This is a genomic window from Actinopolymorpha sp. B9G3 (genome assembly GCF_040120725.1).
GTDB lineage: Bacteria > Actinomycetota > Actinomycetes > Propionibacteriales > Actinopolymorphaceae > Thermasporomyces.
This window is the reverse complement of the sequence record NZ_JBEEAB010000011.1, coordinates 50982-76623: the sequence shown is the minus strand read 5'-3', so window position 1 is coordinate 76623 and position 25642 is coordinate 50982. Positions and strand designations below refer to the sequence as shown.

The window sequence follows — 25642 nt, the reverse complement described above, 5'->3', positions numbered from 1 at the left end:
CCTCGGCCCGTCAGCCGAAGTCGCGCTGAAGTTGGACAGTGGCCTCGAGTTGGAGCAGGGTGCGCTTGCGGTCCATGCCGCCACCGTAGCCGACCAGCGTGCCGTTGGCTCCGACAACGCGATGGCAGGGCAGGACGATCGGCAGCGGGTTCTGTCCGTTCGCCGCACCGACTGCCCGGAACGCCGTCGGCGAGCCGATCCGCCGCGCCAGCTCGGCGTAGGACCAGGTCTCGGCGTACGGGATCTCGGCGAGCATCGACCAGACCTGTTGCTGGAAAGGCGTACCGCCGGTGTGCAGGGGCAGGTCGAAGTCCGTGCGTTCTCCGGCGAAGTACTCGTCCAGTTGGGTGATCGCCGCCCGCAGCACGTCGCTGTCGTCAACGTTGCCGCTGTCGTCAACGTTGGCAGGGTTGGCAGGGTTGGCAGGGTTGGCAGGGCTGGCAGGGCTGGCGTCAACCTCGCCTTGCGCTGCGGGTGCGATGTCGACGAAGCGGATCGAGGTGAGTGTCTCGGGCCCTGCCCGGAGCTCGAGCGGGCCGATCGGCGAGTCCATGGTGCAGGTGTAATGGATGGTGGTCATGTGGCCCGTCCTCGAGGGTTGCTGTGCTCGGGTTGCCGGTCTCCGCCGAGTTCCCGGGGAGGTGCATGTGCGGTCCAGAGATACTGTGCGGCGTAGCTGCGCAGCGGGCGCCAGCGTTCGGCAAGCGCGGCGATGGTGGCCGGATGGTCGGCGACTCCGAGGTCGACGAGTGCGCGGCGGATGCCGAGATCCGTTCCAGGAAAGGCGTCCGGGTCACCGAGGCCGCGCAGCGCGACGTAGGCGGCGGTCCACGGCCCGATGCCCGGAACGTCGAGCAGGGCGCGTTCGGTCTCGCTCCCGTCCGCGCCGGGCTCGAGGTTCACCTTCCCGTCGGCGACGGCGGCCGCGAGCGCGGTGAGTGTCCTCGCCCGGGACTTCGGCATGGGCAGGCCGGTGGCGTCGGCGAGCGCGTCGGCGGCGGGGAACGTGTGCGTGATCGATCCGGCGGGCATGGCGAGTGGCTTGGCGTACGCTGCCACGAGCCGACCGGTGACGGTCCGCGCCGCCGCGACGGAGACCTGCTGTCCCACAATCGCGCGTACGGCCGTCTCGAACGGGTCGACACTGCCCGGCACGCGGAGGCCGGGCCATTCGCGCACGAGAGGTCCGAGCAGCGGGTCGCGGCCCAGCACGTCGCTCACGCCGGCGGGGTCGGCGTCGAGATGAAGAAGCCGGCGGCACCGCGCGGCGGCGACGCCGAGGTCGCGCAAATCATCCAACCGCAGCGCGCACTGGATGAATCCCTCGCGTGGCGTCAGCTCCACGATCGCCGCACCGTGGTGGAGGCGCACGGCACGGCGGTATGCCGGCGCGCTGATCCCCACCGCGGCCTCAGCCTCGCGCGCGGGACGACGCCTCCCGGGAGCCGGGTGCCGTGCGGGTTCGCCCGTCTCTTCCAGCCGGGGCACCATGCGGTCGGCGAGATAGCGCCACATGGCGTCCACGTCGTACGGAGGGCGATAGGGCAGGCGCAGCACGACGGCGCCGTTCGTCGGTGTCTGTTCCCGCGAGGCGCGTCTCACCTCGCTGGGGGACGCCGCGAAGACCGCGCGGATCGTGTCGTTGAACTGGCGTACGCTGCCGAACCCCGCCGCGAACGCCACGTCTGTGATCGGCAACGTCGTCGTCTCGAGGAGGAGCCGGGCGGTGTGCGCACGGCGGGCGCGGGCGAGGGCGAGCGAGCCGGCACCGAGTTCGGCGATGAGCAGCCGGTTGAGGTGCCTGGTCGTGTAGCCGAGCCGCGCGGCGAGCCCGGCAACGCCGTCGCGCTCGACGACGCCGTCGTTCACCAGTCGCATCGCCCGACCAGCCACGTCCGCGCGCACGTCCCACTCGGGAGAGCCCGGCACCGCGTCCGGGCGGCAGCGGCGGCAGGCCCGCAGTCCGAACTCCTGCGCGGCGGCGGCGGTCGGGAAGAAACGGGTGTTGCGACGCTTGGGCGTCATGGCGGGGCAGCTCGGCCGGCAGTAGATGCCGGTCGTCGTCACGCCGACATAGATCCAGCCGTCGAAACGCGGGTCGCGCGACTCGACTGCGCGGTAGCACTGCTCGCTGGAGGGCATCACGTTGTCGAGCGTGCCACCGCCCACCGACATCGGCTAGCGGGTATCGGACATGGTCGCCGACGACTTCTCGTTGCGTACGATCTCACGCTTGCCCGAAATGAGATGTGCATGGTCGTTTACAGCTGTTAGCCGCATATGGTCGGCTCTGGAAACGTGATCTTCCTACGTTCGGTTGAGGCGGTCGACGTGGACCGGGCCGAGGGCGGTGCCGACGCGGCGTGGCGAAGGCGTCGCGACCACCGGCATCGGGATGACTTGGGGGTGCCGATGAGGCGATCGGCGACAGCGCGATGGAGTCTCGCGGCAGTGGCGGCCATCGTGGCGTCCGTCCTGCCCGTCGTGGTGGATCAGGAGTATCTCCTGCTCACCACCGATCCGACCGACCTGGCCGCGGCCGCCGACAACGGCCGGCGTGCGGAGCCCGCTCCCGACGGCGTACCCACCGAATGGTGGCGGTTCGGCTGGTGGGTGCGGTCAGGACCGGAGCGCGCGCGTCCGACGCCATCACCGGAACCGAAGGTCGCGGGCCCGGCCGTCACCTCCGGCCGTACGAAGGAAGACGCCGAACCGGTGGCGGCCGCGTCCGGCGGTCGGCTCGGCGTGCCCGCCACCGTGCTGTCGGCGTACCGGAGGGCGGCCGCCAGGGTTCGGGTGCTCGACCCGGCCTGCGGCCTGTCGTGGGAGATGCTGGCGGGCATCGGCAAGATCGAGTCGGGTCACGCCTGGGGTGGCTACGTCACCTCGCGTGGTGACACCGTCCGGCCCATCCTCGGTCCGCGGCTCGACGGCTCGCGCTATGCGGCGATCTCCGACACCGACGGCGGCCGGCTCGACGGCGACACCCAGTGGGACCGCGCGGTCGGGCCGATGCAGTTCATTCCCAGCTCGTGGGAGCATTTCGCCGCCGACGGCAACGCCGACGGGACGAAGAACCCGCACAACGTCTTCGACGCGGCACTCGCCTCCGGTCTGTACCTGTGCGTGGGGCAAGGCGACCTCAGCCGCTCGGGGGACCTGCGCGAAGCGCTCTACCGTTACAACCATTCGACGTCGTACGTCCAGAGCGTGTACGCCTGGATCCTTGCCTATCGCCAGGGCGGGGCGACCGCGACGGCGGCCGACGTCTCCCAGGTTCGTGCTGTCGGTGGCGGAGGGGATCCGTCGTCGCCCGGACGGCGGTCGCCGGAGCCCACGGCGTCGCCTCGGCCGACCGGGCAACCGAATCCGGGGGAGCCGGGGCCTGGAGGGCCCGCGCCCGGAGAGCCTGCGCCAGGAGAGCCCGCGCCCGGAGAGCCTGCGCCAGGAGATCCCGGGGAACCCGAGCCGGAAGATCCGGGTCCCGGTCCGTCACCGGATCCCACGCCGAGGCCCGGCCCCACACCATCGCCGTCGCCCTGGTGCCCGGTGGAGTCGCTGCCGGTGTGCGTGGAACTCCCGCCGCTCGACCTCGGCCTCGACCTCGATGGCGAGGGAGCGGCCCATCCGGACCAGTGAGCCCAGCCCGACCAGTGAGCCCAGCCCGACCAGTGAGATGAGGGGCGCCCTCCTCCAGCCGGGTATTGCATGGGGGCGCCCCTCATCCAACAGGTTCGTGACAGGGGTCCCCTCATCCGCTCCGCGGTTGTATGAGGGGTGCCCTCACTCCAGTTACGGCAGCGTGCTGAGGACCGACTCGACCTGTTTGGCGTCCCAGGGGGCGCCCGCGACCACGACCGTGTAGCGCAACGTCATCGTGGCCCCGTCGGCCAGGTCGTGAACCTCGTCGAAGAACGGGGCCGGGCACACGCAGGCGTACGGATCGTCGCGGACGAACCACTTGGTCGGATGCGAGACGTTGCCGTTCTGGTCGCGGAACACCACCGTCGACGTCGCGTCGATCTCGTCGTGCCTGCCGACGTAGGCCAACCAGCGCGCCCGCTCACCCATCATCGCCGGGCCGCCTGGGCCGTCGGAGGAGAGAACCGTTCCCTTGTTGAAGGATCGCGGTCCGCGCCAGAAGAGTCCTGCGTAGCCGGCGTTCGGACGCCCTTCGGTGGTTGGACTACCGAACCCGATCGACTCGCCGCGACAGTTGGTCAACGCGGTGGTGAACGACAGCACCCATGCGTCGGTGTGGGCCAGGACCGAGAAGCGCAGTTGCCGGAGTTCGGTCAGCCAGATCTCACCACCTTGGGTGATCCACGTCAGCCGTTCGTCGACGCGCGCGATGCCGCCGTCGACGTCGACCGTGTCGAATCCCTGGTGTGCTTGGGCTCCGTTGTTGGGCAGGCGTACATATCCCTCGTCGCGAACGAACGTCGGCCCGCCCCAGAAGTTCTCCGGCCCGACGTTGGGCAGCGCCAGCGAGATCCCCTTGTGCCACACGTGATCGTGCGGGCGGTAGAGCGAGACGAGCTTGCCGTCGAGCGTACGCAGTGGATGCAGGTAAGGCCGCGGCGACTCGACCTGGGCGACGTCGGAGTTGTAGACGTACCGGCACAGCTCCACGTCGTCGGCAGTCACCGTCAAGGCGCTGTTGACATCGGCGATGGCCAGCTCGCTCATGCTGGTCTCCTTTCGCATGACCGCTGCGGTGCCTCACTCCGGCACACCTCGTTCCTCGGCGTACCTGCGTGGGGGCTCCTCGCGCTCATGCGTGGGACCTTCCGTCGAGCTGGTGGTAGAACGGGTTGTCGGGCGTGAGATCGCTTCGGCTCACCCGCTGGCAGGTGAACGACGAGGCGTAGATTCCGGTGACGATCTCGACCGTACGCCGGAGCCCGGCACCGGTCGTGGCGGGCCGCTTGCCGGCCTGGAGGCTGGTGAGGATCTCGCCGAGCTGCGCCTGGTGCGAGCTCCGCACGTCCTCCCCTGCCGGTGGCCACGGCGGTGGGTCCTCCTCCATTCCCTTCACCGGCGTGTAGGTCCACGAGTCGACGGCGTGGCTGTAGAGGTGGCTCACCTCGAGTGTGCCGCGTACGAAGTCGAACCGGAGGTAACTCTCCTCGCGCGGTGACAAGATGCTGTTGACAAGCGTCGCGACCGCGCCGTTGGCGAACGTCATGTAGCCGACAGACACGTCCTCGGTGTCGACCTTGCGGGCCAACCGCGGCGCGTGCGCGGAGATCTCGGACCACTCGCCGAGCATGTGTCCGAGCAGGTCGAGCTGGTGGATGCCGTGACCCATCGTCGGGCCGCCGCCCTCGGTGTCCCAACGACCGCGCCATTCGACCTCGTAGTAGGCGTCGCCGCGGTACCACAACGTGTTGCACACCGCGACGAGCGGCCGGCCGAGGCGGTCCTCCTGGACGAGCTTGTACGCGGCTTCGGCGGCGGTCCCGAACCGGTGCTGGAAGATGCCGACGAAGTGGCCGGCGCTGCTCTTCTCGGCCTCGGCGATCCGGTCGAACTCGGCGAGTGAGATGCACGGCGGCTTCTCGCAGACGACCGACGTGCCGGCGTCGAGCACCTGGATCGCGTCGGGGGCGTGGGCGCCAGGCGGCGTGCACAGGTGCACCATGTCAAGCTGCTCCTGCGCGAGCATGTCGGCGAGGCTGGGGTACTTCCCCGGGACCGACCACTCCTCGGCGAACTTCTCCAACCGCGTCGCGTCGACATCGGTCGCGGCCACGAGGTCCACCTGGTCCGGGTAGGCCTTGAGTGCCCGTGCGTGGGCCCGGGCGATTCCGCCTGTTCCGACGATCGCAGCCCGCAGTCGTTCCATCGGCCCTCCCGGGGAATGCGCTTTCCGTGTGCCGGGGTTCCGCGTGTGAGCATGTGAACGCGGCGCGCGGAAGCAGAGTTGTACGTACGGAGTGGAACGCTCACGCTACCCCGCAGGCGCCCGCTTGGTCACGTTGCTGACCCGCTACGGACACCCACCGCAAACTTTCGACGCCCGACGCTCCGCCCTCCCGTGATCATGATCGTGATCGTGAAGGATTCGCGGACTGATAGCCCCGTTTCCCTTCCTGGCCCGGATCCACTTCATGATCCCTACGATGGGGCTTCCAAACTCCCGTGATCATGAAGGTGAACGGAACGCTGAAGCTGAAGAGGGCCATGCATCCGGAAAACCTTCATGATCACGATCATGATCACGGGGTGGAGCCGTTCGCGGAGCGGCCGCGTCGTGCGGTGGGTCCGGTGTCAGCCCTGGGGGAGAACGACCGGTACGCCAGAGAGCAGCCCGCCGTCGACCCGGTGCGAGGCCCCGGTGATGAACGACGCCCGGTCGCTCGCGAGGAACGCCACCAGCTCGGCCACCTCGGCGGGCCGAGCGACCCGACCGAGTGGGTGGCTGCGGCCCCACTCCTCGACCAGTTCGTCGACGCTGCGTTTACCGCGGTAGAGATCGGCTGCCCACCGCAGCATCGGCGTGTCGACCGAGCCGGGGCACACGGTGTTGACGCGGATCTTGTCCTTCGCGTGGTCGATCGCCATCGCCGTCGTGAGCCCGACGATGCCGGCCTTGGACGCGGCGTACGCGGCGACCCGATCCTGCGCGACGAACGCCTGGACCGACGAGACGTTGACGATCGACCCGCCGCCGCGGGCGCGCAGGTGCGGGACGGCGAATCGGGCGGTGAGATACATCGCCTTGAGGTTGACCGCGAGGACCTCGTCCCAGAGTTCCTCGGAGGTCTCCTCGACGGTGCCGTAGCGCTGGATACCCGCCGAGTTGACCAGGATGTCGATCCCGCCGTGTGTGTTGGCGGCGTCGTCGACGAACCGGCCTACGTCAGCTGAGCTGGTGACGTCGGCGACGACTCCGGTCACCGCCGGCTTCCCGCCTCCGGCACCTGCGCCTCCGGCACCTGCGCCACCGGCACCCGCGCCACCGGCACTGCTGTCCGCGGCGCCGGCGCGGACCTCCGTCTCGGTCGCGCGTACCTGGTCTGCGACGTTCCCGCAGAAGACCACCGTGGCGCCCCCGGCGACCAGGCGTTCGACGACGGCCCTGCCGATGCCGGACCCGCCTCCAGCGACGAGCGCGACCTTGCCGTTGAGCTCGCCCATGGGTACCCCTTCCGCGCGGCTACCGAGCGACAGTAGGCGATGCGTACCGGAGAACGCGCCCGAACGGGCGGGGTGCGGACGAGCTCGACCGGACCCGGCCGGCTTCCGGTGTCCGCCGACGCGAGCTGGCAACGGCCGTGGCGGGAGATCATCGGCTGCTGACGATCGGGTGGGAGCGGTGGCCGGGTACGCCGAGCCCGCGTCGCCCGCGATGACCTCTCGAGGGCACCAAAATCTCAGTGGTCGTCGTCGTCCCAGGGATGGAACGCGCGGTCGGTGGTGTGGTCCCAGTCGAGTCCGCCCCTGGTGCTTCTCACCGATCCGACGATCATTGAAATGATCATGATGCTGATGGCTCCGGCGGCGAAGATCGCCACAAGAATCTTCCAGTCCATGGCCTCTCCCCGATCGCCGGCCATCGTTCGGGTGATGAAATCCCCACAGTTCGTACGCCGCTCTGCGGCCCGAGATCCCGGCACACGCCGGACGATCAAAGGACATCGCACGTTGTGGAATATGAGCTCTGCCCGAAGGGCGGAGCACGTCCAATGTGTTCGTGATGTGCGATCCAGGATGCCAGCGATCAGCCCGATTGTGCAGCGAGTTGTGAAAATGTAGCGGAACGAAACGTTTTTCGCGTCCAGTCAGCCAATTTCGTGCCTGGCCAGCAAACCCGGCCGGATCAAACGGCTGCGCGCAGGCGGTAAAACATAGACACACCCAAGTTACGTAATGCATATGAACAATTACTGTTAGACAGTAATTCTCGACGTACGTATGTCGCGCGACCATGTGCCAGGTCTCGACCCGCTCGCATCCTCATGCGGCGTCATGTGTCGCTGGCGTTATTTGTCGCGTTGGCCAGTTCGCTGGCCATCGGCGGGTCGGCCCCCGGCCGGGTACAGGTCAGTGCCGCCGCGGTACAGGCCCGGCGGAGCACGTCGGGAAGGGCGCCACGCACAGCTGAGTCGTCCGGCCCTGGTTGGAGCGTACGGACCTGAGCCGTGCGCAGACGCGACAGCAGGTCGCGGTCGGCGAGCCCGCTGAGTAGCGCGGCGCTGAACGCGTCGCCCGCCCCCACCGTGTCGACGACCTGGACGCGAGGGGCAGATACCTCCACCAGCTCGCCTCCCGCAGCCAGCGCGAGGGCACCCTCGGCGCCCAGGGTCAGGACGACGAGCGACGGTCCGAGGCCGCACCAGTGGCGGACCACATCGACCACCGGCTCACCCGGATAGAGCCATCCGAGGTCTTCCGCGCTGGCCTTGACGACATGGGCGTACGACACCTGCCGCTCGATCCGTTGCCGTGAGGCGTCCCGGTCAGGCGCCAACCGCGGTCGTACGTTGGGGTCGAGACTGATCGTGACGGCACCGCGTTCACGTTCACGGCGGAGGTACTCCTCGAGCACGGCCGCGCCCGGATCGATGGCCAGGGCGAGAGAGCCGGTGTGGAGGGCTACCACGTCCTGGGGCAGAGGGGACGGCAGCTCGGTGGTCGTCCACTGCCAGTCGGCCGTGCCCTCGACGTAGAACTCGTACGCCGCCGACCCGCTCGGGTCGAGAGTCGCGATGGCGAGGGTCGTCGGCTCGGTGGCGGGTACGGCATGGCGGAGCGAAACGCCGTTGGTGCGCAGATGCTCGCGAAGGCGGGCGCCGAACGAGTCGCCGGAGATCCGGCAGAGGAAGTCGCAGGGTTGGTCGAGCCGGGCGAGCCCGACGGCGACGTTGGCCGGACTGCCGCCCGGCGTCGCCTGGAACACTGCGCCGTCGCCTACGAGGTCGATCAACGCCTCGCCGATGACTGTGATCACGGGTCGTGTCCTCCCAGCCAAGCCGATGTGTACGGACCCCGCCGCCTTGGTGGTGCCGCGACGACATTCATAGCAGCGTGGTGCCCCAGCACGTTCATGGTCACGATCATGATCACCAGGAGAGTCCCTGAGGTCTTAGGGTGTCGGGGTGATGGAGGTCGACCGGACGCTACGACGGGCGGGTCCTGTCGTCGCCGTCTTCGGGCTCCTCGCGCTGATCACGACGATCGCCCTCGTCTCCGGACCGAGCGCCACCCGCCTGCCGACCCCGGCGCGCACGGCCGGCACGCCGGCGGCCCCACCGCCACCACCGCCCGCACCCGAGATCTCGTCGAGCGCCAGCCCGACGGGGGCACCCGCGGCCGCCGACGTACCCGCCTGGGTGGGCACCATCCTGCTGGTCGTGCTCGCGCTCGTCACCGTCGCGCTGCTGGCAGGCGTCGTGTACCTGTTCCGCCGGTACGTACGCATCAAGATCGGTCCACGGCGGCCGCGTCCGGTCCTGGAAACGGTGTCCGAACCCGTGCCGGCGGCCGAAGAGCTGCACGCCGCCGTGGCCGCGGGCATCGAGGAGTTGGCCGACGACTCCGCCGACCCGCGCCGCGCGGTGATCGGCTGCTGGCTACGTCTGGAGGCAGCCGCCGCCGCTGCCGGAACCGAACGCGAGCCGCACGACACCCCCGCCGACCTGGTAGGGCGGGTACTCACCGCCCACGAGGTCAGTCCGGAACCGCTGCGCGTGCTGGCCGAGCTCTACCGGCAGGCACGGTACGCACCAGACGTCGTCGACGAGACGATGCGCGACACGGCACGGGCCACCCTGACCCGGCTCCGGACCGAACTCAGCCGCCCGGCGGTCACGTCGTGACGCCCCGCCGAACCGTCCGCCAGGCACTGGTGGCGGTCGCCCTTTCGGCCGCTGTCGCGGGGATCCTCTACGCCGCGAGCGGGGCGGTGTTCGGCTGGAAGATCCCGTACCTCCTCTATTTCGTCGTCGTCCTCGCGGTCGTCGCCGGCCGCCAGGTCGCGGCCGCCGTCGCCACCCCACCGGTGCTGGAGTCGCCGATCCGGGAGGACACCGAGGTCCGGGCGTACGGCGTCCTCGACCGGCCATTCGCGGAGGTACGCCGGTGGGAGGATCGGTTCGAGCTGATCCACGGCGATCCCGCGTACTTCACGAGGGTCGTCCTGCCGAAGATCACCGCGGTCGTCGACGAGCGCCTGCGCACCGCCCAAGGCATCAGCCGCGCCCGCGATCCCGAGCGCGCGCAGGAGCTCCTGGGCCCGCGGCTGTGGGAGTTCCTGGAGACCGGAAGTGTGGGGCAGCGCGCCCGGGCACCGTCGCCCGCCGAGTTGACGCTCATCGTGAAGGAGATGGAGGACCTGTGGCTGCGACAGCACTGACGATTCCGGAGGTCAGCCAGAAGTGTCACCAGGTCCTGGACGCGGTGGGCGAGGTGATGGTCGGCAAGCGCGACGCGCTGGCGCTCGTCCTCGGCGGCGTCCTGGCCGGTGGCCACATCCTGCTGGAGGACCTACCCGGGCTCGGCAAGACGTTGACCGCGCGGTCGCTGGCGCAGGCGTTGGGCGTGGAGTTCCGGCGGATCCAGTTCACACCCGACCTGCTGCCGGCGGACGTAACCGGGTCGCTGCTCTACGACCAACGCAGCCACGACTTCACGTTCCGCCAGGGGCCGGTCTTCACCAACCTGCTGCTGGCGGACGAGGTCAACCGGACCCCACCGAAGACGCAGGCGGCACTGCTCGAGGCGATGCAGGAGAAGCAGGTGTCGGTCGAGGGCACGACCTATCCGCTACCGTCGCCGTTCCACGTCCTCGCGACCGCCAACCCGATCGAGTACGAAGGGACCTACCCGCTGCCGGAGGCACAGCTGGACAGGTTCCTGCTGCGGGTGTCGTTCGGCTATCCCGACGCAGGCGAGGAGTTCGACGTGCTGCGCCGCCGGATGGCCCGCCGGCGTGAGGAGGCGGTCGTCCCACCCGTGGTCGACGGCCCCACGCTGCTCGCCATGCAGGCCGCGCTGGAAGACGTCGTGGTCGAGGACTCGCTGAACCACTATCTGATCGAGATCGTCCGGGCGACCCGCGCCGACGAGCGCGTGCTGGTCGGCGCCTCGCCGCGTGGATCGCTCGCGTTGCTGCTGCTGGCCCGGGCGAAGGCCGTGCTGGACGGGCGTTCGTTCGTCGTACCCGAAGACATCAAGGAGCTTGCGGCTCCCGCACTGGCGCACCGGATCACGCTGCGCCCGGAGATGTGGCTGCAACGGATCGAGCCCGAACGCGTCGTGCAGGACGCCGTCGCGGCGGTGGCGGCGCCGGCGAGCGGTGCGCTTCCGACGTACTCCGCCCAGGACGATGCTGCCGCCCAGGACGGCGCGCCCGCCGAGAGTGCGGGTGCCGCCAAGGGCACGGCGTCGCAACGATGACCACGACCGGAGGCACGCCCTCCCCGCCTACGGTGTCCGGGCCACCCGACTGGACGCCGACACCAGCACTGGGGCGGGCCGTGGTCCTGACGCTGGTCCTCCTCGTGGCCGCGGTCGTCACCGGCCGCGCGGACCTGGCCGTCCTGGCGGCACCGTTCGGGCTCGGCACGGCGGTGGCCCTCCGCTACCGGCCCCGGCGACCGCCTCAGCCGGCGCTCGCGACCAGGCAGGCGCACGTCGTCGAGGGCAACGCGCTCGGCATCGACATCGGGATCGGCAACGACGACGAGTCGGCGTACGACCTGGTGGTCATCCGACGCGAGGTCACGGCCTGGCTGGCCGATCACGACGCCGGCCGGCCACTCGCGGTGACCGTCGGAGGTGAGCGACGCGCCAAGGTCACCGTGCGAGGTGAGGTCGCGCGGTGGGGGAGGCACACGTTCGCGCCCGTGCAGGTCCAGGCAGTCAGCGGCGACGGGCTGCTCGTGAGCCGTTCGACGACATCGCCGGCGTTGGCGCTGAAGGTGTTCCCGCGGACCGATCCGTTCGATGCCGACGACGCGATGCCGAACGCCGCCGGCCTGGTGGGCGCCCACCGGTCCCGCCGGTACGGAGACGGCGGCGAGCTGGCTGGCATCCGACGCTTCGCACCGGGCGACCGGCTCCGGCGGATCGACTGGCGCGCCTCGCTGCGTACCCGCGAACTCCACGTCGCGCAGACCCTCTCCGACCGCGACGCCGAGCTGGTGCTGGTCCTCGACGTGCTCCATGAGGCGGGCGGGTCCTCGGCGGGGGTCAGCAGGCAGAGGTCCACTGGTGGCGCCATGAACGCGGGCGTGGACGGAACCGCCAGCGTGATCGACACCACCGTCCGCGCCGCCGCCGGGATCGCCCAGCACTACGTCGGCCGTGGCGACCGGGTGCGATTCCTCGAGTACGGCGGACGCAACCGGGCGCTGCGCGCGGGCACCGGACGCCGGCACTACCTGATGGCGCTGGAATGGTTGCTCGGCGTCCAGTCCGGCGAGGGGCCGCACGACCCCACCGAGGGGATCTTCCGCCGGCACGTACTCCCGACCGCGGCACTGCTCATCGTGCTCACCCCGTTCCTCGACCGGCGCAGCGTCGCGGCCGTGGCTCGGCTGGCACGGAGCGGGCGGTCGGTGGTCGCGGTCGACACCCTTCCGTCGTACGCACGACCGGCGGCGGGGCGGCCCGGTCCGTGGTCCGACGCCGCGTTCCGGATGTGGCGGCTCGAACGCCAGAACACCCTCGCCCAACTCCTCGAGCACGGCGTCCCCACGGTGACCTGGGCAGGGGCCGGCAGCCTCGACCAGGTCCTGCGGGACGTCTCGCGGATCGCGGCGGCGCCCCGATGACCATCGTCACGCAGGTACGCGACTCGGTGGCGGCCGGTGTCGGGGCCACCCGGCGGGTGACGCTCGGCGGGCTGGCGCTGCGGCTGCTCGGGTGGGTCGCCGGTGCCGGTGCCCTGCTGCTCGCCATGCCCGGGCGTGCCTACAGCCTCGCGCCTGCGCTGGTCGTCGTCGTGGCCGTCGTCGTACCGCTTGTGACGGTGGTGCTGCCCGGGCGGTGGCCGGTGCTGGCGCTGGAGCTTCTGGCGGTGGGCGGGTGGGTGGCGGGGACGGCCACGTCCGAGGCTCGGGTGGCGTTCCTCCCGGTGCTGGCGCTGGCGGCGGCGCTCTATGTGCACCACAGCGCGAGCGGGTTCGCCGCGGCGGTGGCGCTGAACGTCCGGTTCCTTCCTGGCGTCGTACGCCGATGGCTCGTACGTACCGGCGCGGTGCTCGGTGTGACGGCGCTCATTGCCGCGGTGGCGGTGCCGCTCGGCGCGCGGGTGGGCGACGTCTCGACGGTGGTGGTTCCCGCGCTGGGCGTCCTGCTGGCGATCCTCGTGGCGGGACTGCTTGCGTATGCCGTCCGCGACCGATGAGAGGGCCGGGCCTGCGGCGGAATCAGGTCGCCCCGCGCGGGCGGCGTCTCGTAGCCTTGCGCTCATGCGGATCGGAGTAGTCGGCGCCACCGGCCAGGTCGGCGCGGTCATGCGGCAGTTGTTGACGGATCGGGCGTTCCCGGCCGAACAGGTCAGGTTCTTCGCCTCGGCGAGGTCGGTGGGACGCACCCTGCCGTGGCAGGGCACAGACATACCCGTCGAAGACGCCGAGACTGCCGACTTCGCCGGCCTCGACCTGGCGCTGTTCTCGGCGGGCGCCGGCACGTCCCGCACGGTCGCGCCGCGGATGGCCGCCGCGGGTGCCGTGGTGATCGACAATTCCTCGGCCTGGCGGATGCATCCCGAGGTGCCTCTCGTGGTGTCCGAGGTCAATCCGCACGCCCTCGACTCGATCCCGAAGGGGATCGTCGCCAACCCGAACTGCACGACGATGGCCGCGATGCCGGTTCTCGCACCACTGCACCGCGAGGCCGGCCTGCGGCGACTCGTGGTCAGCACTTACCAGGCCGTCTCGGGCTCCGGTGGCGCCGGTGTCCGTGAGCTGGACGAGCAGCTCGCCAAGGCCGGGGACTCGGCGGCAGCGCTCGCCCTCGACGGCAACGCCGTGGAGTTCCCGGAGCCGAGCGTGTTCCCGACCACTGTGGCGTACAACGTGCACCCACTGGCTGGCGCGCTGGTCGATGACGGCACCCTCGAGACCGTCGAGGAGCAGAAGCTCCGTACCGAAAGTCGCAAGATCCTCGAGATTCCCGACCTTGCCGTGTCGGGCACCTGCGTACGCGTTCCCGTCTTCACCGGGCACTCGTTGTCGATCAACGCCGAGTTCGACCGTGAGCTCTCGCCGGAGCGTGCCGTCGAGCTTCTCGCCGACGCTCCCGGGGTCGAGGTGACCGACCTGCCGACGCCGCTGCTGGCCGCCGGCAAGGACCCGTCCTATGTCGGGCGGGTGCGCAGGGATCCCGGTGTCGCACACGGTCTGGCGTTGTTCGTGTCGGGCGACAACCTCCGCAAGGGCGCGGCGCTCAACGCGGTCCAGATCGCCGAGCTGCTGGCCGCGCGCCGCGTCAGCTGACCCGGCCCTCGTGCCCTCCCCGGTCGAGGGTGGGTGAGCGGGCCCCGCTCCCCTCGCACGGGTGCGTCACAATGGCGGGCATGGACGAGACCACACCGGTCGGCACGACACCCGCCGACGGCACATGGGCGGGCGCGGTGCCGGCCGACTCGGGCGACGGCGACGATCCGTACCTCTGGCTCGAGGAGGTCTCCGGCGAGCCCGCGCTCTCCTGGGTCCGCGAACGCAACGACGAAACCCTGTCCGTCCTCGCCCGGGGTGAGCGGTTCGAGCAGGTACGCGGTGAGGCCCGTGAGGTGCTCGACTCCGACGAGCGTATTCCTTACGTACACAGGCGCGGTGATCACCTCTACAACTTCTGGCAGGACGCCGAGCACCCGCGTGGACTGTGGCGGCGGACGACGCTCGAGAGCTACCGGGCCGACGAGCCGGACTGGGAGGTTCTGCTCGACGTCGACGCCCTCGGTGCGGAGGAGTCGGAGAACTGGGTGTGGCGTGGGGCCGCGGTGTTGCGGCCGGAGTACCGGCGCTGCCTGGTTCCGCTGTCCCGCGGTGGTGCCGACGCGACGGTGTTGCGCGAGTTCGACCTGGAGACGTTGTCCTTTGTCGAGGACGGCTTCTCCCTCCCCGAGGCGAAGAGCTTCGTGGGATGGATCGACGAGAACCGGGTCTATGTCGGCACCGACTTCGGACCAGGTTCACTCACGTCGTCCGGATACCCGCGCATTGTGAAGGAATGGCGGCGCGGGACTCCGTTGTCGGAGGCGGTGACGGTCTTCGAGGGCAAGCCGGACGACGTGTCGGTGTCGGCGTTCCACGATCACACCGAGGGTTTCGAGCGTGACTTCGTACGTCGCGCCATCGACTTCTACTCGAGTGAGAAATACCTGCGGGTGTCCGCCGACGTCACCGGGGCAGAGGGTCTTGTCAAGATCGACGTCCCGCATGACGTCGACGTCTCGGTGCATCGGGAATGGATGCTCATCCGCACCCGCACGCCGTGGACGGTCGGCGTCACCACGTATCCCGCGGGTGCCTTGTTGGCGGCGCCTTTCGAGGCCTACATGGCGGGTGAGCGGGACCTGACGGTGTTGTTCGAACCCGATCCCCACACGTCGTTGAGCTATTTCGCGTGGACGCGCCACCATCTCATCCTGGGCACGTTGGCGGATGTGAAGAGTCGGCTGGAGGTGTTGACGCCGGGCGCCGGTGGGTGGCAGCGAGCGCCGCTTCCGGGAGTTCCCGAGATCGGTAACACCGAGATCGTCGGCACCGATCCTGACCACAGTGACGAGTACTTCCTCAATTCGAGTGGCTTCACCGAGCCCTCGACGCTGCGCTACGGCCAGATCGGCGGGTCGATCGAGGTGCTCAAGCAGGCACCGTCGTTCTTCGACGCCTCAGGCCTCTCGGTCCGGCAGCTTTTCGCGACCTCCGCCGACGGCACGAAGATCCCGTACTTCGTCGTCAGCCCTGCAGGTGCGGACGATTCCGGGCCGACCCTGCTCACCGGTTACGGCGGATTCGAGATCGCGTTGACGCCAAGCTACAGCGGCGTGATCGGCCGCGGCTGGCTGGCGCGCGGTGGTACCTACGTCGTGGCCAACATCCGTGGCGGTGGAGAGTACGGACCGGAATGGCACCGTTCGGCACTGCGTGAGAACCGGGTGAGGGCGTACGAAGACTTCGCCGCTGTGGCGAGCGACCTGACCAGCCGCGGCATCACCTCGCCATCCAGGCTCGGCATCCAGGGCGGCAGCAATGGCGGCCTGCTCATGGGCGTGATGCTCACCCGCTATCCGGAGCTCTTCGGAGCAATCGTGTGCCAGGTGCCGTTGCTGGACATGAAGCGCTACCACGTGATGCTCGCGGGCGCGTCGTGGATGGCGGAGTTCGGTGACCCGGACGAGGAATCGGACTGGGAATTCCTGCGGAAGTACTCGCCGTACCACCAGGTTGCCGCGGATCGCCCTTATCCGCCGGTGCTTTTCGCGACGTCGACCAGAGATGACCGGGTGCATCCGGGCCATGCCCGCAAGATGGTCGCGCGGATGCGTGAGCTCGGCTACGACGTTGCCTACTACGAGAACATCGAAGGTGGGCACGGCGCTGCCGCCGACAACGAGCAACTGGCGTTCAAGAACGCGCTGGCACTCGAGTTCCTGTGGAGAAACCTCACGCGCTGAGCCGTGCCGGTGGAAACGAAGCGCCCCGCCCGCGTCAGCTGCCGCCTGACTTGTCACGGTTGCCGTCGCCGAGCAGGCCTGCGCGCCGGAGTGCGTCGGCCATGGCGTCGTTCTCCGGTCGGCCACCGCCGGCCGCGCCCTGGCGGCGGTTCCCATGGCGCGGTGCACCGCCCGTGCGTGGTCCAGGCTTGCCGCGCCCGCCCGGCTTGCCCCGCCCGCCCGGCTTGCCCCGCCCGCCCGGCTTGCCCCCGCCGCCGGGACTCCGTCGTTCGTCGGGCTTCCGGTCCGGTGCGGTCGTACCCTCCGGCTCGTCGTCGAGGCGCAGGCTGAGGGAGATGCGTTTGCGGGGAATGTCGACGTCCATCACCTTGACCCGAACGACATCGCCGGACTTCACGACCTCGCGCGGGTCACTGACGAAGGTCTTCGCCATCGCCGACACGTGCACGAGCCCGTCCTGGTGCACACCGACATCCACGAACGCACCGAAGGCCGCCACATTGGTGACGACCCCTTCGAGGACCATGCCACGCTGGAGGTCGGCGATCTCCTCCACACCGTCGGCGAACGTCGCGGTCGTGAACGCCGGACGCGGGTCGCGGCCCGGTTTCTCCAACTCCGCAAGGATGTCGGCAACCGTCGGCAGGCCGAACGTGTCGTCGACGTACTCCGTCGGCCGGATCTGGCGTAGGACCGCGGTGTTGCCGATCAGCTCGCGGAGGTTGCCGCCCGTCGCCTTCAGGATTCGGCGTACGACCGGATAGGCCTCTGGGTGCACACTGGAGGCGTCGAGCGGGTCGTCACCGTCGGGAATGCGGAGGAACCCCGCGCACTGTTCGAACGCCTTCGGTCCGAGCCTGGGCACCTGCGTCAGCGCGCGTCGCGACCGGAACGGTCCCTTGTCGTCCCGGTGCGCCACGATGTTGCCGGCAAGTGTCTCGGTGATGCCGGAAACCCTTGTCAGCAAGGGCGCGGAGGCGGTGTTGACGTCGACGCCAACCGCGTTGACGCAGTCCTCCACGACCGCGTCGAGGGACCGGGAGAGCTTGGCCTCGGCGAGGTCGTGTTGGTACTGCCCGACGCCGATCGACTTCGGATCGATCTTCACCAGCTCCGCGAGCGGGTCCTGCAGCCGTCGGGCGATGGAGACCGCACCGCGCAGGGAGACATCGAGGCCGGGCAGCTCCTTCGAGGCGTACGCCGAGGCCGAATACACCGACGCACCGGCCTCGGAAACGACGATCTTGGTGAGGCTCAGGTCGGGATGTCTCCTGATCAGGTCGGCGGCGAGCTTGTCGGTCTCACGCGAGGCGGTGCCGTTGCCGATCGCGATGAGGTCGACCTTGTGCTGGGCGGCTAGCCGGGCGAGCGTGGCGATCGACTCGTCCCAACGCCGCTGGGGCACGTGCGGATAGATGGTGTCCGTCGCGACCACCTTGCCCGTGGCGTCGACGACCGCGACCTTGACGCCGGTACGGAATCCGGGGTCGAGACCCATCGTCACCCGGGTGCCGGCGGGTGCGGCGAGCAGCAGGTCGCGCAGGTTGGCGGCGAAGACCCGGACGGCCTCGTCCTCGGCGACCTGACGCAGCCGCATCCGCAGATCGATGGTGAGGTGGACGAAGATCCGCGTACGCCACGCCCACCGCACCGTGTCGGCCAGCCACCGGTCACCTGGACGGACCGTCCGTTGGGCGCTGGGGTCCGCTACCGCGGCGAGGGAGTCGGAGAGGCCGTGGCGGTCGGCGATCCGGCGTTCTGCGTCGACTGGAGCGTCGGCGTCGGCGGGGTCTCCGGCGTCGAGGGCAACGTCGAGAACCTCCTCCTTCTCGCCGCGGAACACCGCAAGGATCCGGTGCGACGGCAGGGCACTCAGTGCCTCGGCGAAGTCGAAGTAGTCGGCGAACTTCGCACCGGCCTCCTCCTTTCCGTCGCGGACGCGTGAAACGAGCCGGCCGCGCGACCAGACGAGTTCGCGCAGCTCACCGATCAGGTCGGCGTCCTCCCCGAACCGTTCGATCAGGATCGCGCGAGCGCCGTCGAGAGCCGCGGCGACGTCGGCAACGCCCTGGTCGGCGTCGACGAACGCCGCCGCCTCCTGGTGCGGGTCGCGGGTCGGGTCGGCGAGCAGCGTGTCGGCCAGCGGCTCGAGGCCGGCTTCGCGGGCGATCTGCGCCTTCGTCCGCCGTTTCGGCTTGTACGGAAGGTAGATGTCCTCCAGACGGGCCTTGGTGTCGGCCCCCATGATCTGCGCCTCGAGCGCGTCGTCAAGCTTGCCTTGCGTACGGATCGACTCGAGAATCGCGGCGCGGCGTTCCTCCAACTCGCGCAGGTAGCGCAGGCGCTCCTCGAGGGTCCGCAGCTGTGCGTCGTCGAGCGCGCCGGTCACCTCCTTGCGGTAGCGCGCGATGAACGGCACGGTCGCTCCACCGTCGAGCAACTCGATCGCTGCCCTGACCTGACCACCGCGTACGCCGAGCTCGCCGGCGATCCGTTCCTGCACGGTCAGCTTTGTCTGCGCCGCCTGCGCCGTCTGCGCTGTCGTGTCCGGGACTGCTTCAGTCACACCATCCGCCTTCGCGTCGAGGTCCCGTTCATTCTGGACCGCCCGGAGGGCGCCCGCACTCCCGGGCCCGACGAAGGATCCCGCTGGTGATGGTACTTTCCGATGAGCACCGGCATGGTCGAGATGGTGCGGGGGACGCAGAGGTACTTCATCGAGTCCAGACCTCAAGGAGATGACGTCGTGATTCCCTGGCCGATGTCGTACGCGGAGGACGAGGGGTCGTTCGTTCTCGACGATGAGGTGGTGCTCGACGCCCCACCCGAGCTGCGGGACATCCTCGCCCGCGAGTTCCGGGGATCCGGTCCGCGCTGGGCGGCGGCAGGTGGTGCGGGGTCCGGGACTGCCGGTGGTGGCGGTGTGCCACGGCGGATGATCCTCGAGATCGACACCGCGCTTCCCGCGGAGGGCTACCACCTCGACGTGACACCAGATCTGGTGCGGGTCCGCGGCGGCGCGTCGGCGGGGGTCTTCTACGCGATCCAGACCCTGAAGCAACTCCTGCCGCCCGAGGTCTACCGGGCCGCCCACGCGTCAAGGCCGGCATGGTCGGTTCCCTGCTGCCGGATCGAGGATCGGCCGGCCCACAGCTGGCGTGGCTGCCTGCTCGACGTCGCGCGGTACTTCATGCCCAAGGACTTTCTCTGCAGGTTGATCGACCTGCTGGCGTTGCACAAACTGAATGTTCTCCAGCTCCACCTCACCGACGACGACGGATGGCGGGTCGAGTCGAAACGCTATCCGCGGTTGACGCAGGCCGGCGCGTGGCGGGAGGAGACCCGCTGGTGGTGGGAGGAGCGGGGTGACGGAACTCCCCACGGCGGCTTCTACACCCAGGCCGATCTGGCCGAGATCGTCGCGTACGCAGGGCAGCGCTTCATCACCGTCGTACCCGAGATCGAGATGCCGGCGCACACGGGCGCGGCGATCACGGCTTATCCGGAGCTCGGCCACCACCCCGACGCGCCGCCACGGTCGTCGATCCCGCCCGATCACGATGACGTACTCAATGTGGAGGACGGCACGCTGGAGTTCTTCCAGAACGTCCTGGAAGAAGTGCTGGAGATCTTTCCCAGTACGTTCATCCACATCGGTGGCGACGAATGCCCCAAGGAACCGTGGCGGAACAGCCCACGCGCACAGCTGCGGATGCGCGAGCTCGGACTCGCGAACGAGGACGAGTTGCAGAGTTGGTTCATCACCCAGATGGACTCGTGGCTGACCGCCAGAGGTCGGCGGCTGGTCGGCTGGGACGAGATCGGAGAAGGTGGTCTCGCACCTGGGGCGACCGTGATGTCGTGGCGCGGTGAGGAGGGTGGCATCACGGCCGCCCGGGCCGGTCATGACGTGGTAATGGCGCCGACCTCGCCGACCTACCTCGACTACTACCAGTCCGAGAGTCCTGATGAACCGCTGGCGATCGGCGGCCACGTTCCCCTCGAGGCGGTGTACGCCTACGAACCCGTCCCGGCAGCGCTGTCCGATACCGAGGCCTCCCACGTGCTCGGAGCGCAGGTCCAGCTCTGGACCGGATTCCTACCCGCCGGGCCACAGGTGGAGTACATGGCCTTTCCGCGGGCATGTGCTTTCGCCGAGGCGGTGTGGCGGTCGCGCCGTGACCGGCCGTACGAAGAGTTCCTGGAGCGGCTCGACGATCACCTGCACCGGCTCGACGCGCTGGGTGTGAACTACCGCCCGCTTTCCGGGCCGCTCCCGTGGCAGCAGGGCGGAACCGGTCGCTTCAACCGTCCCAACCAGCCGCAGATGGTCGACTGACCGGCCGCCAGCAACCACCCGCACGCCCGCGGTCTCGCTGCTCGTCCGCACGCCCCGCGCCGGCCGGGTAGGCAGGGCGTACCGAGCGGACCGCGTACTCTCGACCGATGCGGGTGCTCATGGTCTCGGGTCGTGGAGGCGGTTTGTGCAGGTAGGTCCAGGTCGCCGACGGTGGCGTCTTGCTCTGGTCGGGCTGGCGTTGCTGGGGCTTTCGGGAGCTGGCGGCCCGTTGGGTGTCGGAGCCGACAGCGCCCTGACGGGAGACCTGCCGGAGGCGGCCGGCGGCAAGCAATGGGGCCGCCAAGAACCTCCCGATGGCCCGGGACTCCCGGTCTTACCTCGCCCGCAACAGCTGGAGCTCGGGGACGGCAGCATTCCGGTGCCGCGGGACGTCCAGATCTTCGCCGGTCCAGCCGTGGACCGGGCGAGCACGGCCCTGCTCGTCCAGGTCCTCGAATCCGCGGGAGCGCGGGGAGTCGACGTGGAGACCCTCGGGCGCCAGCGCGTACGCAAGGCGGCCTTGACAGTGACCGTCGGCGCGCTGGGGGATGACCGCGTGGCGGCGGCTCTGCGTACGGCGGGCGGACGGGTGCCGGCGGATCTCCCCGCCGAGGGTTATGTCCTTGCCAGCCGCGCATCGCCCGGTGGCGACGCCGTGGTGTTGGCCGGCGTGGATTCCGCCGGTACCTACTACGCCGTGCAGACGCTGCGACAGCTCGCGGGACGCCAGTCGATTCGTACCGCAACGGTTGTCGACTATCCCTTGATGCGCCTGCGCGGTGCGATCGAGGGTTTCTACGGCAGTCCATGGACTCATGCCGAACGCATGGACCAGTTGGCGTTCTACGGCCAACTGAAGCTCAACACCTACATCTATGCGCCGAAAGATGATCCCTACCACCGTGGCAGATGGCGCGAGTCCTACCCGGCGGCCAAGCTCGCCGAGCTGGGCGAGCTCGTCGACCAGGCCCGGTCTCACCACGTGCGATTCACCTTCGCGCTGTCGCCGGGCGTGTCGATCTGTTACAGCGATCCGGGCGACCGGCGGGCGTTGGAGGCGAAGCTGCAGGCGGTGTACGACCTTGGCGTACGCACGTTCTCCATTCCGCTCGACGACATCGACTACACAAGGTGGAACTGCGCACGAGACGGGGATCGCTATGGCGAACCGTCGGCCCAGTCCGCGGCACGGGCGCAGGTCGACCTGCTCAACGCTGTCCAGCAAGGCTTTCTTGACTCCCACACTGGCACGCATCCGCTGCAGATGGTGCCGACAGAGTACGGAGATCTCGCCGAAACGCCTTACAAGGCGACGATCCGGCAGGACCTCGACCGGAGGGTGGAGGTGATGTGGACCGGCACGGCCGTGGTGCCACCCCGCATCACTGTCGCAGAGGCCGGTCGAGCAGCGGCGCTCTGGGGGCGCAAGGTCTTCGTCTGGGACAACTACCCGGTGAACGACTACGACCGTTCAGTCGGCCGGCTCTTCCTCGCGCCGTACTCCAACCGCGAGCCCGGCCTGCATCGGCAGCTTTCCGGCATCGTCCTCAACCCGATGAACCAGGCGGCGGCGAGCAAGGTCGCCTTGACAGGCGGCGCCGACTTCACCTGGCACGACCGGGGTTACGACGCGGCAGTGACCGCACGCCACGCGGCGGCGCAGCTCGCTGGGGGTGACGAAGCGACGACCGCCGCTCTGGTGGCGTTCTTCGATGTCGAGCACCTGATTCCCACGTTCGGCGAGGAGTTGTGGCAACCGCAGGCACCGGCGCTCTCCAGGCGGTTGGCGCGGTTCCGCGCCGCATGGGCCCGTGCCGACAAGGAGGCCCCGCCGTCCACCGACGCCAAGGCGAAGGTCAACGCGAAGGCGGCAAGGGAGGCGAAGGCGGCAGCCATCGGCGAACTCCGCCCGTACGCCCACCTGCTCGCCGACGCGCCGACGCGGATCAGGGCAGGTGTCGCGGATCGTGCGTTCGTCGAGGACTGCGCACCCTGGCTCGACGCGCTCGACCTGTGGGGGGAGGCGTTCGTCCGTACTCTCGACGGCCTGCAGGCCAGGGTTGACGGCGACGGTGAGACCGCGAGGCGGTCGTTCGCTGAAGCGGAGGAGCTTGCGGGCAAGGCGGAACACGTCACCACGATTCCGGGCGAGACGCGTCCACAGGGACAGGTGCGGGTCGGCGACGGAGTGCTGGACGCCTTCCTCGCCCAGGCGGCGGCGAGGGCCGGACCCCGCCGCGCGTACGCCGCCTTCCGCCGACGGCTGGCGCCGGGTCAGGAGTCGTGAGGGTTGCGGCGCTGGTCGTCGGGTGTCTCGATGACGATGCCGAGCGCGTTCGCGAGGGCGTACGTCAGGGCGATCAGGTCCTGCGGGTCGATGACCGCGCCGCGGAGGCTGGTCACGCTGCTGATGCCGTCCAGAACGCAGTTCTGCAGGCGGGTGCCGCGCATGTCGGCGTGACTGAACTGCGCCGCGGTGAGGTCGCAGTCGATGAAGTGCACGCCGCGCACGTCGGCGTTGGTGAAGTCGGACTGCCTGAGGTTGCACCCGACGAACCGCACGTTCATGAAGGACGTGAACCGGAACGCCGTCAGATCCAGTCTGCACTCGCTGAACACCACATCGCGGAGGGTTCCGTCGATCCAGCGGAATCCGGTCGTACGCAGCCCACGTAGCTCGCACCGGATCAGTGACGAACTCGTGGCGCCGAGGTTCGCCAGGTTGGAGCTCACGAACCGGCAGTCGGCGAAGGTCGCCTTGGCCAGCGTGCATCCGCTCAGATCCGCCTGAGTGAACTCGCACTCCTCGAAGTCGACCAGTCGGGCGTCGCGGTCCGGCATGCGTAGTCCGGTGAACGCGAGACCATGCAGATGGGCGTCATCGGCAATGTCGTGAAGGGCGAGGTCCGCCGCGACCGGCGGCGACGCCATCCGCGGTTTCGTCGGCGGGCGTAGCTTTCGCGGCGGTGGCACGATGCGACCCTAACGTGAGGCCCCGACGTGGACGCGGCAGCAAAGGAACCTGGGCGTGGGCCAGCGTCGGAACCGGCGTTGGCCTGGGAGCTGCCTCAACTGCCGTCGTCGTCGCCGCGGTCGTCGCCGCGGTCGCCGCCGCGGTCGCTGCCGTCGTCCCCGGCGCGGTCGCTGCCGTCGTCCCCGGCGGCGATCGTGATGGCCCCGGACGGGCACAGCGCAACCGCACGGCGCGCCGCGTCCTCGTGAAAGGCGGGCGGTTCGGGCATGAGGAGGATGACCCGGCCGTCGCCCTCGTCCTGATCGAAGACGTCGGGCACGGTGAGCGCACACATGCCGGCACTCGCGCACCGCTCCCGGTCGACGACGATCCGCATCGTCACACCTCCTGATCTACCAGGCTGATCTACCACGTCACGGGGAGGCTGTGCACACCGTAGATTGCCATGTTCGTTCGCATGCGTACCTCCTGGTCAGGGATCGCGACACGCAGGGTCGGGAATCGCTGGAAGAGCGCGGCGTACGCGATCCGCATCTCGATCCGGGCGAGCTGCTGTCCCAGGCACTGGTGGATGCCGTGGCCGAACGTGAGGTGACCGTGCCCCGCCGCTGGCCTGGCGATGTCGAGGACGTCGGGATGGTCGAAGCGCTCGGGGTCGCGGTTGGCGGCGGAGAGCGAGAGTGCGATCGATTCGCCGGCCCTGACCAGTTCGCCGCCGATCTCGACGTTCTCCAGAGCGGTTCGTGGCGGGCCGATGTGGACGATCGTCAGGAAGCGAAGGAGCTCCTCGACGGCGGACTCGATCAGTGTCGGATCCGCTTGGAGGGCCGCCAGCTGGGCGGGATTCTTCAGCAGGGTGTAGGTGCCGATCCCGAGCATGTTCGCGGTGGTCTCATGACCGGCGACGAGCAGGAGGACGGCGATGTTGGTGAGTTCCTCGTCGGTGAGGTCTCCGGCGCTGATCAGTCCGCTCAGCAGGTCGTCGCCGGGCTCGCCACGCTTGCGGACGACCAGTCCATGCAGGAACGTCTGCAGCGACACGAGGGCGCCGCCGGCTTCCTCCGGGGTCGTGTCGAGCCTGAGCATCAGCCTGGTGTCCTGCTGGAACTGGTCGCGGTCGTCATAGGGGACGCCGAGCAGTTCGCAGATCACCAGTGACGGGATCGGCAGGGCGAACGCCTGCACAAGGTCGACCGGCGACCCGTGCCGCTCCATGGCGTCGAGGTGCTCGGCGGTGATCTCGGCGATCCGCGGCTCCAGTTCCTTCATCTTTCGTACGGTGAACTGGCCGGTGAGGTGCCTGCGGTAGCGCGTGTGGTCCGGCGGGTCCATGCCGATGAAGAAACCTGGCTCGGCCGGCCGGTGATCGTCGCGCGCGAGCCCCATCGGCACCGGACTGCGCAGCAGGTCGCGGCGGCGGCTGAAGCGTCGGTCCGCCAGCACCTCGCGGGCGAGGGCGTAGCTGGTGACGAGCCAACCCAGGTGGCCGTCGGGGAACCGCAGGCGGCAGATCGGCCGATGGCCGCGGAGGGTGGCGAGCTCCTCAGGCGGGTCGAGCGGGCGGTTGCGGACGGTGGGCAGCTCCGGCACCACCGAGGTCTGGGACGTGGACTCCGCCATCGTGGGCTCCCTCCGTGGGGCGGGGTCGAGCGGGGTTCGACTCTCTTTCCAGCAAACACCATCGCGAGAATTA

At 69.5% G+C, this 25642-nt stretch carries 21 protein-coding genes; 10 read left to right on the top strand and 11 right to left on the bottom strand.

Annotation, left to right across the window (positions count from 1 at the left end; genetic code table 11):
* Nucleotides 1–10 precede the first annotated feature (10 nt).
* A complete protein-coding gene (locus tag ABNF93_RS19755; RefSeq protein ID WP_349329572.1) occupies nt 11–580 on the bottom strand; it encodes a methylated-DNA--[protein]-cysteine S-methyltransferase in 570 nt (189 codons plus the stop codon).
* The gene (locus tag ABNF93_RS19750; RefSeq protein ID WP_349329571.1) at nt 577–2175 is read right to left on the bottom strand and encodes an AlkA N-terminal domain-containing protein; all 1599 of its coding nucleotides are present in this window, start codon (nt 2173–2175) and stop codon (nt 577–579) included. Before ABNF93_RS19750 ends, ABNF93_RS19755 begins: the two co-directional genes overlap by 4 nt.
* 276 nt (nt 2176–2451) lie before the next feature.
* Here ABNF93_RS19750 and ABNF93_RS19745 point away from each other — a divergent pair, with 276 nt between their 5' ends.
* A complete protein-coding gene (locus ABNF93_RS19745) occupies nt 2452–3639 on the top strand; it encodes a lytic transglycosylase domain-containing protein (protein ID WP_349329570.1) in 1188 nt (395 codons plus the stop codon).
* A gap of 153 nt (nt 3640–3792) precedes the next feature.
* On the opposite strand, the gene ABNF93_RS19740 is transcribed toward ABNF93_RS19745, so the two are convergent.
* The 5 genes from ABNF93_RS19740 to ABNF93_RS19720 form a co-directional block, all read right to left on the bottom strand.
* A complete protein-coding gene (locus tag ABNF93_RS19740; protein ID WP_349329569.1) occupies nt 3793–4689 on the bottom strand; it encodes a DUF6807 domain-containing protein in 897 nt (298 codons plus the stop codon).
* An 85-nt stretch (nt 4690–4774) separates the two neighbouring features.
* On the bottom strand, nt 4775–5848 hold the full coding sequence (locus ABNF93_RS19735; protein ID WP_349329568.1) for a Gfo/Idh/MocA family protein: 1074 nt from the start codon (nt 5846–5848) through the stop codon (nt 4775–4777).
* Between the two features lie 425 nt (nt 5849–6273).
* A complete protein-coding gene (locus tag ABNF93_RS19730; protein WP_349329567.1) occupies nt 6274–7143 on the bottom strand; it encodes an SDR family NAD(P)-dependent oxidoreductase in 870 nt (289 codons plus the stop codon).
* A gap of 236 nt (nt 7144–7379) precedes the next feature.
* Nucleotides 7380–7538 (bottom strand): hypothetical protein, encoded by a 159-nt coding sequence (locus tag ABNF93_RS19725; RefSeq protein ID WP_349329566.1) that lies wholly within the window; start codon nt 7536–7538, stop codon nt 7380–7382.
* A gap of 434 nt (nt 7539–7972) precedes the next feature.
* Nucleotides 7973–8956 (bottom strand): carbohydrate kinase family protein, encoded by a 984-nt coding sequence (locus ABNF93_RS19720; RefSeq protein ID WP_349329565.1) that lies wholly within the window; start codon nt 8954–8956, stop codon nt 7973–7975.
* 151 nt (nt 8957–9107) lie between these two features.
* Here ABNF93_RS19720 and ABNF93_RS19715 point away from each other — a divergent pair, with 151 nt between their 5' ends.
* The 7 genes from ABNF93_RS19715 to ABNF93_RS19685 all read left to right on the top strand — a co-directional run bounded on the left by ABNF93_RS19715 (nt 9108) and on the right by ABNF93_RS19685 (nt 16636).
* Nucleotides 9108–9824 carry a DUF4129 domain-containing protein gene (locus ABNF93_RS19715; RefSeq protein WP_349329564.1) on the top strand — a complete coding sequence of 239 codons (717 nt, stop codon included), beginning with the start codon at nt 9108–9110 and terminating at the stop codon, nt 9822–9824.
* Complete coding sequence (locus tag ABNF93_RS19710; protein ID WP_349329563.1) at nt 9821–10360, top strand: hypothetical protein; 540 nt, start codon at nt 9821–9823, stop codon at nt 10358–10360. Before ABNF93_RS19715 ends, ABNF93_RS19710 begins: the two co-directional genes overlap by 4 nt.
* A complete protein-coding gene (locus ABNF93_RS19705; RefSeq protein WP_349329562.1) occupies nt 10342–11403 on the top strand; it encodes an AAA family ATPase in 1062 nt (353 codons plus the stop codon). Before ABNF93_RS19710 ends, ABNF93_RS19705 begins: the two co-directional genes overlap by 19 nt.
* Nucleotides 11400–12782 (top strand): DUF58 domain-containing protein, encoded by a 1383-nt coding sequence (locus tag ABNF93_RS19700; protein ID WP_349329561.1) that lies wholly within the window; start codon nt 11400–11402, stop codon nt 12780–12782. The genes ABNF93_RS19705 and ABNF93_RS19700 overlap by 4 nt, the downstream gene beginning before the upstream one ends.
* A complete protein-coding gene (locus ABNF93_RS19695) occupies nt 12779–13357 on the top strand; it encodes a hypothetical protein (RefSeq protein ID WP_349329560.1) in 579 nt (192 codons plus the stop codon). Before ABNF93_RS19700 ends, ABNF93_RS19695 begins: the two co-directional genes overlap by 4 nt.
* A gap of 64 nt (nt 13358–13421) precedes the next feature.
* The gene (locus ABNF93_RS19690) at nt 13422–14450 is read left to right on the top strand and encodes an aspartate-semialdehyde dehydrogenase (protein ID WP_349329559.1); all 1029 of its coding nucleotides are present in this window, start codon (nt 13422–13424) and stop codon (nt 14448–14450) included.
* A gap of 80 nt (nt 14451–14530) precedes the next feature.
* Nucleotides 14531–16636 (top strand): prolyl oligopeptidase family serine peptidase, encoded by a 2106-nt coding sequence (locus tag ABNF93_RS19685; RefSeq protein ID WP_349329558.1) that lies wholly within the window; start codon nt 14531–14533, stop codon nt 16634–16636.
* Between the two features lie 34 nt (nt 16637–16670).
* Here the strand turns inward: ABNF93_RS19685 and ABNF93_RS19680 are convergent, their stop codons facing one another.
* Nucleotides 16671–19202, bottom strand: a complete 2532-nt coding sequence (locus ABNF93_RS19680; protein ID WP_349329557.1) for a Tex family protein — start codon at nt 19200–19202, stop codon at nt 16671–16673.
* Between the two features lie 102 nt (nt 19203–19304).
* Here ABNF93_RS19680 and ABNF93_RS19675 point away from each other — a divergent pair, with 102 nt between their 5' ends.
* Both ABNF93_RS19675 and ABNF93_RS19670 read left to right on the top strand, forming a co-directional pair.
* Nucleotides 19305–20975 (top strand): beta-N-acetylhexosaminidase, encoded by a 1671-nt coding sequence (locus tag ABNF93_RS19675; RefSeq protein WP_349329556.1) that lies wholly within the window; start codon nt 19305–19307, stop codon nt 20973–20975.
* A gap of 145 nt (nt 20976–21120) precedes the next feature.
* Nucleotides 21121–23262 (top strand): glycoside hydrolase family 84 protein, encoded by a 2142-nt coding sequence (locus ABNF93_RS19670; RefSeq protein ID WP_349329555.1) that lies wholly within the window; start codon nt 21121–21123, stop codon nt 23260–23262.
* Here the strand turns inward: ABNF93_RS19670 and ABNF93_RS19665 are convergent.
* The 3 genes from ABNF93_RS19665 to ABNF93_RS19655 all read right to left on the bottom strand — a co-directional run bounded on the left by ABNF93_RS19665 (nt 23250) and on the right by ABNF93_RS19655 (nt 25569).
* Nucleotides 23250–23948, bottom strand: a complete 699-nt coding sequence (locus ABNF93_RS19665; RefSeq protein WP_349329554.1) for a pentapeptide repeat-containing protein — start codon at nt 23946–23948, stop codon at nt 23250–23252. The genes ABNF93_RS19670 and ABNF93_RS19665 overlap by 13 nt on opposite strands.
* Nucleotides 23949–24043: 95 nt before the next feature.
* Nucleotides 24044–24325 carry a ferredoxin gene (locus ABNF93_RS19660; RefSeq protein WP_349329553.1) on the bottom strand — a complete coding sequence of 94 codons (282 nt, stop codon included), beginning with the start codon at nt 24323–24325 and terminating at the stop codon, nt 24044–24046.
* A gap of 29 nt (nt 24326–24354) precedes the next feature.
* Nucleotides 24355–25569, bottom strand: a complete 1215-nt coding sequence (locus ABNF93_RS19655; protein ID WP_349329552.1) for a cytochrome P450 — start codon at nt 25567–25569, stop codon at nt 24355–24357.
* Between the last annotated feature and the right edge of the window lie 73 nt (nt 25570–25642).

Excerpts from the sequence above, each read along its gene's own strand:
- ABNF93_RS19725 (WP_349329566.1), bottom strand. The coding sequence starts at position 7,538 with ATGGACTGGAAGATTCTTGTGGCGATCTTCGCCGCCGGAGCCATCAGC.
- ABNF93_RS19660 (WP_349329553.1), bottom strand. The coding sequence starts at position 24,325 with ATGCGGATCGTCGTCGACCGGGAGCGGTGCGCGAGTGCCGGCATGTGT.
- ABNF93_RS19750 (WP_349329571.1), bottom strand. The coding sequence starts at position 2,175 with ATGTCGGTGGGCGGTGGCACGCTCGACAACGTGATGCCCTCCAGCGAG.
- ABNF93_RS19700 (WP_349329561.1), top strand. The coding sequence starts at position 11,400 with ATGACCACGACCGGAGGCACGCCCTCCCCGCCTACGGTGTCCGGGCCA.
- ABNF93_RS19740 (WP_349329569.1), bottom strand. The coding sequence starts at position 4,689 with ATGAGCGAGCTGGCCATCGCCGATGTCAACAGCGCCTTGACGGTGACT.
- ABNF93_RS19655 (WP_349329552.1), bottom strand. The coding sequence starts at position 25,569 with ATGGCGGAGTCCACGTCCCAGACCTCGGTGGTGCCGGAGCTGCCCACC.
- ABNF93_RS19695 (WP_349329560.1), top strand. The coding sequence starts at position 12,779 with ATGACCATCGTCACGCAGGTACGCGACTCGGTGGCGGCCGGTGTCGGG.
- ABNF93_RS19675 (WP_349329556.1), top strand. The coding sequence starts at position 19,305 with ATGAGCACCGGCATGGTCGAGATGGTGCGGGGGACGCAGAGGTACTTC.
- ABNF93_RS19685 (WP_349329558.1), top strand. The coding sequence starts at position 14,531 with ATGGACGAGACCACACCGGTCGGCACGACACCCGCCGACGGCACATGG.
- ABNF93_RS19730 (WP_349329567.1), bottom strand. The coding sequence starts at position 7,143 with ATGGGCGAGCTCAACGGCAAGGTCGCGCTCGTCGCTGGAGGCGGGTCC.
- ABNF93_RS19735 (WP_349329568.1), bottom strand. The coding sequence starts at position 5,848 with ATGGAACGACTGCGGGCTGCGATCGTCGGAACAGGCGGAATCGCCCGG.
- ABNF93_RS19755 (WP_349329572.1), bottom strand. The coding sequence starts at position 580 with ATGACCACCATCCATTACACCTGCACCATGGACTCGCCGATCGGCCCG.
- ABNF93_RS19715 (WP_349329564.1), top strand. The coding sequence starts at position 9,108 with ATGGAGGTCGACCGGACGCTACGACGGGCGGGTCCTGTCGTCGCCGTC.
- ABNF93_RS19690 (WP_349329559.1), top strand. The coding sequence starts at position 13,422 with ATGCGGATCGGAGTAGTCGGCGCCACCGGCCAGGTCGGCGCGGTCATG.